This window comes from Bradyrhizobium lablabi (genome assembly GCF_001440475.1).
Lineage (GTDB): Bacteria > Pseudomonadota > Alphaproteobacteria > Rhizobiales > Xanthobacteraceae > Bradyrhizobium > Bradyrhizobium lablabi.
The window spans coordinates 194,612-204,200 of record NZ_LLYB01000127.1 but is presented as its reverse complement, the minus strand read 5'-3'; the positions used below and the strand labels follow the sequence as shown (position 1 = coordinate 204,200).

At 62.2% G+C, this 9,589-nt stretch carries 8 protein-coding genes; 4 read left to right on the top strand and 4 right to left on the bottom strand.

What is annotated here, in order from left to right; genetic code table 11:
* The first annotated feature begins 314 nt into the window (after positions 1–314).
* A complete protein-coding gene (locus CQ14_RS37860) occupies positions 315–1,487 on the top strand; it encodes a GNAT family N-acetyltransferase (protein ID WP_156435828.1) in 1,173 nt (390 codons plus the stop codon).
* 173 nt (positions 1,488–1,660) lie between these two features.
* Here CQ14_RS37860 and CQ14_RS37855 read toward each other — a convergent pair whose 3' ends face one another.
* On the bottom strand, positions 1,661–2,095 hold the full coding sequence (locus tag CQ14_RS37855) for a GFA family protein (RefSeq protein WP_057862820.1): 435 nt from the start codon (positions 2,093–2,095) through the stop codon (positions 1,661–1,663).
* A 103-nt stretch (positions 2,096–2,198) separates the two neighbouring features.
* On the opposite strand from CQ14_RS37855, the gene CQ14_RS37850 reads away from it, so the two are divergent.
* From CQ14_RS37850 to CQ14_RS37840, 3 genes are all read left to right on the top strand, one after another.
* Positions 2,199–2,573, top strand: a complete 375-nt coding sequence (locus tag CQ14_RS37850) for a nuclear transport factor 2 family protein (protein ID WP_057862819.1) — start codon at positions 2,199–2,201, stop codon at positions 2,571–2,573.
* 48 nt (positions 2,574–2,621) lie between these two features.
* Positions 2,622–2,996 (top strand): nuclear transport factor 2 family protein, encoded by a 375-nt coding sequence (locus CQ14_RS37845; protein ID WP_057862818.1) that lies wholly within the window; start codon positions 2,622–2,624, stop codon positions 2,994–2,996.
* A gap of 113 nt (positions 2,997–3,109) precedes the next feature.
* Positions 3,110–4,717, top strand: a complete 1,608-nt coding sequence (locus CQ14_RS37840; RefSeq protein WP_057862844.1) for a Na+/H+ antiporter — start codon at positions 3,110–3,112, stop codon at positions 4,715–4,717.
* A 1,112-nt stretch (positions 4,718–5,829) separates the two neighbouring features.
* On the opposite strand, the gene CQ14_RS37835 is transcribed toward CQ14_RS37840, so the two are convergent.
* The 3 genes from CQ14_RS37835 to ispG form a co-directional block, all read right to left on the bottom strand.
* The gene (locus CQ14_RS37835; protein WP_057862817.1) at positions 5,830–7,170 is read right to left on the bottom strand and encodes a Rieske 2Fe-2S domain-containing protein; all 1,341 of its coding nucleotides are present in this window, start codon (positions 7,168–7,170) and stop codon (positions 5,830–5,832) included.
* 166 nt (positions 7,171–7,336) lie between these two features.
* Positions 7,337–8,230 carry a TauD/TfdA dioxygenase family protein gene (locus CQ14_RS37830; protein WP_057862816.1) on the bottom strand — a complete coding sequence of 298 codons (894 nt, stop codon included), beginning with the start codon at positions 8,228–8,230 and terminating at the stop codon, positions 7,337–7,339.
* A gap of 225 nt (positions 8,231–8,455) precedes the next feature.
* Positions 8,456–9,589: flavodoxin-dependent (E)-4-hydroxy-3-methylbut-2-enyl-diphosphate synthase (ispG, locus tag CQ14_RS37825; protein ID WP_245320833.1), on the bottom strand; the 1,134-nt coding region annotated here is incomplete at its 5' end.

The following is a 9,589-nucleotide window of genomic DNA, read 5'->3' as shown; positions in this document are numbered from 1 at the left end:
AGGCTCACCAGCCCCATCGCTAACAGCCGACTTTTGCAACAAAATCGGCCCTTAGCGGAACAGCGATCAAGCCGTTGTCACGTCCGCTGTTCAGGGTAAACCGGAGTCGGTCCGCATTCGCCTCCATCGCCGCTTTTGACCCGTAGCGGACCCGGGCGATCTGTCGCGCCATCTCGGCAGGAACCCTTTCTCATCCTGATCGTCAACCCGGCGGACACGGAGATCGTATCGTCAGGGCTATAAGCCAGTGCGAATTCATTGTTCAGAATGGCGGCGTGGCCGCTGGCAGGCTGCGCCGACGGAACCGCAAGGCGATGTCGGAACCGCAAGGCAATGTCTCGGCCGTTGAGGTCGATATCTACACCGAGCTTCGCACGGCAGAGCGCTGGTGGACCGAATTCGAGCGACGCGCCGAATGCACCGTGTTTCAGAAATTTGCGTGGCTTGCGGCGTGGCACAATAACATCGGCAGGCATCAAGGCTCGACGCCGGTGATCGTGCTGGGACGCGATCCCAATGGCAAGGTCCAGTTCATTCTACCGCTGGCGATCGAAAGGCGTGGCGCGACAGGACGGCTCACCTGGCTCGGAGCTGAGCTGTGCGATTATAACGCGCCGCTCCTGGGTCAAAATTTCGCGAACGGCCTTCGGACGCAAGACTTCTGCGGGTTATGGCGAGCGGTGATCGGCCTCATCCGGGCAAATCCAGATCTTCGCTTCGATATGATCGATCTCGACCGAATGCCGGAGCGGATCGGCTCACAAAGAAATCCGTTCCTCGACCTCGCGGTCCTCCCGCGGACATATGGCGCTCACTTCGCGACGCTTGGGCTCGACTGGAACAAATTCTTCTTGTCCAAGCGGTCTTCCGCGACGCGCAAACGGGAGCGGCGGCAGTTCAGGCATCTGGCCGAGCATGGCGAGATCCGTTTCGTCCAGGTCACACGATCCGACGAGATCGAGCGCTCGATGAACCTGTTGATTGAGCAGAAGCGACGCTCCTTTGCCCGCATGCAGGTCGAGGACATCTTCGACAGGCCCGGGTATCTCGCCTTCTTCCACGACGTCGCGACCGATCCGAGATTACGGGACGTCGTTCACGTCAGCAGGCTGGACGTGGGTGACAGCAAGATCGCGACCGGTCTCGGGCTGCGGCACAAGAACTGCTACTCGCTCATCCTGTCGAGTTATGAGGATTCCGCGCTCGCGCGCTACGGGCCAGGACGCGCGCACCTTCAGCACATGCTGCGCTACGCGATCGAACACGGCTTTGAACTCTTCGACATGACGATAGGTGACGAGCCGTACAAGCTCGACTGGTGCGACATTGAGATGAAGCTGTTCGGCTATTACGAAGCGACGACGCTCAAAGGCCGGGCCATTGTCGCGGTTAAGATGGCAATCGATCACGCCAAACCGTTAATCACGCGCATGCCGCCCCCCGTGAGACGCCTCGCCAGGAGCGTGCACAGGCTGTCAAAATATTGACTGGTTGCAGGCGCGCGCCAAGAGCCGCCTGGGAGGGACGTATGTCTGAACCTGGCCCGAAGGCGAAGTGCCGCGATGTCCGCTCCCGCGCCGCTGTTGGGGGAGAAGCAGACATCAGGTGGCCGACTCGCAGCACCGACTTTTATGAGTACGCACCCTAGCCAGGCGCCGATCTACTCCGCGCCAGGCGTAACATGCTCCTGATATCGCGGCAGATCGTCGCTGATCTCATGCCACGGCGCCTTGGAGCCGACGAAGATATGCGCGCTCGGCCGGATCGAGGGCGCATCGACCAGCGTCCCCATCGCGACATGGACGAAGGCGCCGTCGCGCACCACCGAATAGAGCAGCGAGCCGCAGCCGCGGCAGTGTGCGTCATGCGCCCTGTCGTCGCCATAAATCAGCAAGGTATCACCGCCCCTGACGACACCGAACTTCTCGCGCGCAATTCCGGCGAACGGCTTGAACGCCGAACCGGTGGCCCGCCGGCAATTCGAGCAATGGCAATTCAATGCATAGGCGAAAGTGTCCTCGACCTCGTAGCGCACCGAGCGGCAGAAGCATTCTCCGACAAGAAAGCGAGCATTCGAATTTTCTGATCCGGCCACAGATCACTCCTCACGCGGATGTCAAAGTCAGCCATAGCGCAATTCGGCGGTTCGTGGCTTAATTCAAATCGAGCATATCCAATCCTGCCGGGGAGAACGACCCATGAGCCATGACCGATCGACCGTCGAAGCCGTCGTGCAGAATTATTTCGATGGCCTGTATGAGGGTGACGCCGAAAAGCTCGGCGCGATCTTCGACGCGACCGCCGATCTGCGCTGGCAGGAGAAAGGCGAGTTGCAGGTTTTGACCGTGCCGGATTGGCTCGATCGCGTGCGCAAGCGCCCCTCCGCCAGGGCCGAGGGCAAGCCGCGCGAGGACTTCATCGTCACCATCGACCGCTCGGATGACCAGACCGCCTTCATCAAAGTGCGCTGCCAATTGCCGCCGCGCTACTTCACCGACTATCTGGTGGCGATGAAGCTGCGCGACGGCTGGAAGATCGTCTCGAAATCCTATCGCTACGACCTGCGCGAGTAGCGATTTCCAACCAGCTGGGCGCCTAATCAACCGGAAAGAGCACAATCCGTGAGCCATGATCGTTCTACCGTAGAGGCTGCAGTTCAACTCTATTTCGACGGCGTGTACGAGGGCGACGTCGAGAAGTTGGGGGCCGTCTTTCACCCGTCCGCCGACCTGCGCTCGTTGGAGAACGGCAGGCTTCGGGTTCTTGCCTTGTCGGCCTGGCTGGACTGGATGAAGAAGCAGCCCTCGGCGAAAGCCGAGGGCAAGCCGCGCGACGATTTCATCGTCACCATCGATCGCTCGGATGACCAGACGGCTTTTATCAAGGTGCGCTGCCAATTGCCGCCGCGCTATTTCACCGACTATCTGGTGGCAATGAAGCTGCGCGACGGCTGGAAGATCGTCTCGAAATCCTACCGCTACGATCTGCGCGAGTAGTCAGACTTGCAGCGCGGCGACCGTATGTCGCCGGTTGACCTGCGGCCGGTCTCCCAAGCTGCACGCCCCCTGTGCATTGACCTGATGGCTCTTCCCTGCGAATGGAGGCCATCATGGAAGCCACTTTTCAGATCTTTTTGATCCTGCTGGCCGCGCTGGCAGGGACTGCGCTGCTGGCGCGGCGAATCGATGTCGCGCCGGCCATTCTGCTGCTGCTCGCGGGCATTGCGCTCGCCTTCGTACCGGGCATGCCGACGGTGGAATTGTCGCCGAAGCTGGTGCTGCTGCTATTCCTGCCGCCACTGATCTATTCGGCGAGCGTCGCGATGAGCTGGCGCGAATTCAAAGCCAATTTGCGGCCGATCATTCTGCTGTCGGTCGGCTGCGTGATCTTCACCGCCTGCGCGGTCGCGACCGCGACGCATTACCTGATCGGGCTGCCCTGGGGCATCGGATTCCTGCTGGGAGCCATCGTCGCGCCGCCGGATGTCGTGGCGCCGCTGGCCATTGCCCGCAAGCTCGGCATGCCGCGCCGTATCCTCGTCGTGCTCGAGGGCGAAGGGCTGGCCAACGACGCCACCGCCCTGATCCTCTACCGTTTCGCGGTGGTGGCGATTACGACCGGCTTGTTCTCGCTGCCGAAGGCAGAGGGCACCTTCGCGGCCATTGTCGTCTGTGAAATCCTGTTCGGGCTGGCCGTCGGCTGGCTTTCCCTGCATGCACGGCATCACGCGCGCGATCCGCAGGTCGAGATCACGCTGTCGCTGCTCACGCCCTACCTCGCCTACTGGGTTCCCGAGCATCTCGGCGGCTCCGGCGTGATCGCGACCGTCGCCTGCGGGCTCTACATCAGCTGGAACGGACCGCTGTTGATTTCATCGGCGACCCGACTGCAGGGCATCTTCTTCTGGGACCTCATGATCTACCTGGTCGAAGGCCTACTGTTTCTGCTGACGGGATTCCAGATGCGGCTGCTGTACGAGAAATCGAAGGCGTTCCCGCTGCAGGAAATCCTGATCACCACCGCGCTGGTTGCCGTCATCATCATCGTTGCGCGCTTCGCCTGGGTCTATCCCGCGACCTATTTGCCGCGGCTGCTCAGCAAGCGAGTTCGCGAACGTGATCCCGCGCCATCCTGGCGGGCGACGTTCGTGGTGGGCTTCACCGGCGTGCGCGGCGCGGTGTCGCTGGCCGCGGCGCTGGCGCTGCCGTTTACGCTGCCCGGCGGCGAACCCTTCCCCTATCGCGACATGATCCTGTTCGTCGCCTTTGGCGTCATCCTCATCACGCTGGTGGGACTGGGGCTTGGATTACCCACCGTGGTGCGGTGGCTTGATGTCGCCAAGGACGGCCGCAGCGAACATCTGGCGGAGCATGAGGCCGAGCTCGCCGCACGGCGCGAGGCGCTCGACGCGGCGCTCAAATCGCTCGACGCCATCACCGACGACCGCGAACTGTCAGACGAAGTCGTCAAGCTGCTGCGCGCACGGCATGAAAACCGCACGAGTCAGATCCCCAGTTCGCTGGATCCCGCCGCGCACGACATCACGGAGGCCGGCGCGGAGCTGACACGGGAGTTGATCACAACCGAGCGGAAATTCATCCACATCCTGCTCCGCGACGGCAAGATCACCGACGAAACCAGGCGACGGATCGAACGCGACCTTGACCTCGAGGAAGCAAGCCTGAGCAACCGGGAGTATCGGAAGATCGCGTTGTAAAAGCCGTCATTGCAGTGACGGCGTTTAAATACGTCCTCGTCATTCCGGGATGGTCTATCGGAATCGAGCGTTTTCAGCAACTTAGCACTGTCACATCCGGAGCAAATGCATCGCTGAATATCGCGGGATTCCGCCAGCGATTGTCACATTGTTTCGGCCACGCTCGCGGCCTGATCAAACGCGAATCCCGAAAGTTTCGGGATTTGATCAGTCCGGTCAGCACATCGCTGGCCGGGCTTTTGGCCACTAGTGCGCGTTCGCCTCGCAGGGTGTCTGGTAGCGGCGGAGTCGGAATGACGCATGGACGGCTGCTAGGATGAGATGCGCAGCGTGCCACGTCTCGATCATTTCTTCCCTTCATGCATCGCGAGCTACTACAGACGCTGCACCGGGACGATGAGCGGAGATGATTAACTATCGAACCCCTAGACCCTCTAGCCAAGTTACTTAGCTGTCCCCGTCGTAACTCCTGTCCCCGTCGTAACTCCGCGCCGCACATCGCGCGCTTCACGGCGCCCCTCGCGGCGCACTTGGCGCGCGTCGCGGCGTTCCTCGCGGCGCCCGCGCCGCCCCTCACGTCGATCTTGACGCCTTTCCATGCCAGCGGTCTGCGCCTCCGCGTCAGGGACCATCAGCAGGGTCGGGCACGCTGCTATTGCGGTCGCCAAGCCCAAAGAAGAAAGAAGCTTCCGTCGAGAGATCATGACTGCCTCCTTGCCTTGGCTGCCCCAAGATCGGAGTTGATTCGCTCTGCCCGTCCTCGGCTTGATCTATGTCATTGGACGGTTGCACTCACATTGTTCAACGGTGTTGACCTATCCTCTGAATGCGATGCTGTTCGGCCGCCCGGAGTTGGTGGCGGCCATCTCGCGCAAGGGCGGAGCGCGCTGCGCTCTGCTACAGTGCGCGGATGACGCACTCAAGGACCAAGACGACCGCAATCGCCGCCAGCGCTCGCGCGAAAATCTCAAGTAAAATTCGGACTTAGCACCGTCGCTCGATCCGCTCGACAGGCTTCGGACCGGGATGGTCCGAAGGACCAGACCTCAGATGCGCAATTGCGCACCACGATGCTTTGCATCACCCCGGAATGACGGTGGTCCAAATTGAGCCTACTCCGCCGCCGCGTTCCTACTGGGACCGCCGACATAGCCTGCCGCATCGCCGAACCGCTCGATCATGACCGCGGTCAGGTCCTTGGTCTTGCTGGTGACGCAGGCGCCTGATCGCACGGCATAGCGGTCCTGATGCTTCAGGTGCGGCGGCGCCTCGCCCTTCTGCAGCGCGCGGGCGGCATCCATCACGAGCTTGCGGAAATGCATGATGCCAAGATCGGTCGGGCCGAGATGCTCGCGGGTGCGATCGGCAATCGGGCCCTGGCTGTCCTGCACGGCGGCGTCCTGTTCGGACACGCCCTTGATGCCGGTGTAGCTGGAGGTTTTCTGCAGCTTGCGATCGATCAGATAGTCGTTCGACTTGTTGCGCAGCGGCACATAGTTCTCGTCGACCACGGCCATCACGCCGTTGCCGCGATCGTAGCCATCGCGTTCGGCCTGCGTCAGCGGACGTTCCGGATTCCACGCATAGGTGTAGATCCAGCAATTTGTGTCCGTCACCGGCACAAAGCTCTGACCGAAGATGTTCTCGCCGGGCATCGAGCTTGGCGCATAGGCGTGCACCGGCATCAGGAACTGGGCGATACGCCAGTAGATATTGTCTGATCCGGTCAACCGCCCGCCCGCGACCGTCAGGCCGGCCTCGTGCGGATTGATCTTGATCACGGGACGCGGGTCTTCGGCGATCCAGCGCATGTGGTCGGTCGCCACCCGCGTCAACGGGTTCACAAAGTGCTTCTTGATGTCGAGGATTTCGTTCTCTTCCTTCTCGAACGACAGATGCGCGAAGGTGAAATGCGCGGTGTCGATCGAGCCTTCCAGCGCCTGCACCCAGTTGCAATCCTGCCATTTCTTGGTGACGTAGCGGTGCGACGGCGGCACCAGCGCCATCTCCAGATCAGGCAATTCCGGCATCTGATCCGCCGGACCCATGTAGGCCCAGATCATGTCGCCCCATTCCCGCACCGGATAGGACTTGATGCGGATCAGGTCTTTGGCGTTGAGGTCCGGATAGGACGTCGGCATGTCGACGCAACGGCCGTCGGTGTCGAACTTCCAGCCGTGATAGACGCAGCGGATGCCGCATTCCTCGTTGCGGCCGAGCCAGAGATTGGCGCCGCGATGCGGGCAATATTGATCGATGACCCCGACCACGCCGCGCGTATCGCGGAAGGCGAGCAACTCCTCGCCCATGACGACGATCTTCTTCGGCGTGCCGTCGGGCTCGGGCAACTCCTCGGAAAGCAGCACCGGGATCCAGAACCGCCGCAGCAATTCGCCCATACCGGTGCCGGCGCCGCTCTCGGTGAGAAATTTATTGTCTTCTGCGCGGAGCATCGGGCGTCCTCCGGATGTTTTTGCTTTTGGCGGAGCTTGACGCAGACGCGGCCAGGCGTCAACGCGAATGCAGCAGTAGGGTGGGCAAAGCGCAGCGTGCCCACCATCGATCAACGAGTCATGGCGTGAATGGTGGGCACGCTGCGCTTTGCCCACCCTACGAAATTTACACCGGCCGCTCGCCTTTCACCGTCACCCGCGTGCCTGATCTTGTGTGCGGCCAGTAGTCCCACATCGCGCGGTGCTGCGCGCAGCGGTTGTCCCAGAACGCGATGGCGTTTTCAGTCCAGCGGAAGCGGCACTGGAATAGTGGATTCTCCGCGTGCTGATAGAGATAGGCCAGCATGGCGTCGCTCTCGTCGCGGGGGACGCCGATGATATGGCGGGTGAAGCCGCGGTTGACGTAGAGCGCTTTCTTGCCGGTGACGGGATGGGTGCGCACGACCGGGTGTTCGGCGCGCGGATATTCCGGGCGGTCGGCGACGCCGTAATTGGCGTAGAGCCCGCGATAGGTCTGCTCGCCGTCGTGCAACGCGGTCAGCCCGTCGAGATAGGTCTTCATGCGGTCCGACAGCGCCTCGTAAGCCGCATACATGTTGGCAAACAGCGTGTCGCCGCCGCGCGGCGGGCACTGCTTGATGTAAAGGATCGAGCCCATCGGCGGCTCGAGGTCGCAGGACACGTCCGAGTGCCAGCCCTCGCCATTGGCGCGCGGCGAATCCTTGTCGGCATAGATCTTCATCAATGCCGGATCGCCCTCATTGGGCGCCGCCGGATGCACGTGCAATTCGCCGAACTTGCGGCCGAAGGCGAGATGTTGCTGCGGGGTAATGTGCTGGTCGCGAAAGAAGATCACGAGATTTTCGGCAAGCGCCCGATGGATCTCGTCCATCTGCCGATTGGAGCGCGCGTCGTCGGAGACGAGTTTGCCGATATCGACGCCGGAAATTTCCGCGCCGATGATCGGGGTGAGCTTTTCGACGCCGATGGTTTCGTAGGTTTCAGTGTCGCTGGCCGAGTGCCTGTAGCGTGGACCCTGCTTGCCGGACAACGAAGACATGGGCGTTCTCCCAACCGTTCTTGATTTGGGAGTATCGTAGCGCAGGCGATGCCGAGTGCAATGCAGGTGTCGTCCCGGCCCATATGCGCAATTGCGCATCAGGAGCCGGGACCCATAACCACAGGAGCACGTTGCTGTGAAAGCTGGAGCCACAACCCCGGCATAACCACAAAGTCCTGTGGTTATGGGTCCCCGCGTTCGCGGGGACGACGAGCGGAGGTAGCCTTACTCCGCCGCCGTCGTCTCCGGCGTCTTGGCGCCCTTGCCATAGCGCTGGTCGATATAATCGATCACCAGCGCCTTGAAGTCCGCGGCAATCGACGGGCCGCGCAGGGTGCGGAACTTCTTGCCGTCGACGAACACTGGCGCGGCCGGCGCTTCGCCGGTGCCGGGCAGGGAGATGCCGATGTTGGCGTGCTTCGATTCGCCGGGGCCGTTGACGATGCAGCCCATCACCGCGACGTTGAGCTGCTCGACGCCGGGATATTGCGTCTTCCAGGTCGGCATCTCGTCGCGGATGAAATCCTGGATCGAGCGCGCCAGCTCCTGGAACGTGGTCGAGGTGGTGCGGCCGCAGCCCGGGCATGCCGCAACCAGCGGCACAAAGGTGCGGAAGCCCATGGTCTGCAGCAATTCCTGCGCAACCTGCACCTCAAGGGTACGATCGCCGCCGGGTTCGGGCGTCAGCGAGATACGGATGGTGTCGCCGATGCCGTCCTGCAAGAGGATGCCGAGCGCGGCGGACGAGGCGACGATGCCCTTCGAGCCCATGCCGGCTTCGGTGAGACCGAGATGGATCGCGTAGTCCGAGCGGCGCACCAGCTCCTGATACACCGCGATCAGGTCCTGCACGGCGGAAACCTTCGCCGACAGGATCATGCGGTTCTTGGGCATGCCGAGTTCTTGCGCTCGCGCCGCCGACAACAATGCCGACTGCACCATGGCCTCGCGGGTCACCGCGCGCGCATCGCGCGGATTCGGCGAGGCGGTGTTCTCGTCCATCAGCTTGGTCAGCAGTTCCTGGTCAAGCGAGCCCCAATTGGCGCCGATGCGGACCGGCTTATTGTTCTTGTTGGCGATCTCGATGATGTCGGCGAACTGGGTGTCGCGCTTGTTCTTGAAGCCGACATTGCCGGGATTGATGCGGTACTTGTCCAGCGCTTCCGCGCAAGCCGGATATTCGGCGAGCAGCTTGTGGCCGATATAGTGGAAGTCGCCGATCAGGGGCGTGGTGATGCCGCGCTTGCGCAGGCCGTCGCGGATATGCGGAACGGCGGCAGCCGCCTCCTCGCGGTCGACGGTAATGCGCACCATTTCCGATCCGGCGCGCGTCAGCGCCGCGACCTGGGCGATCGTACC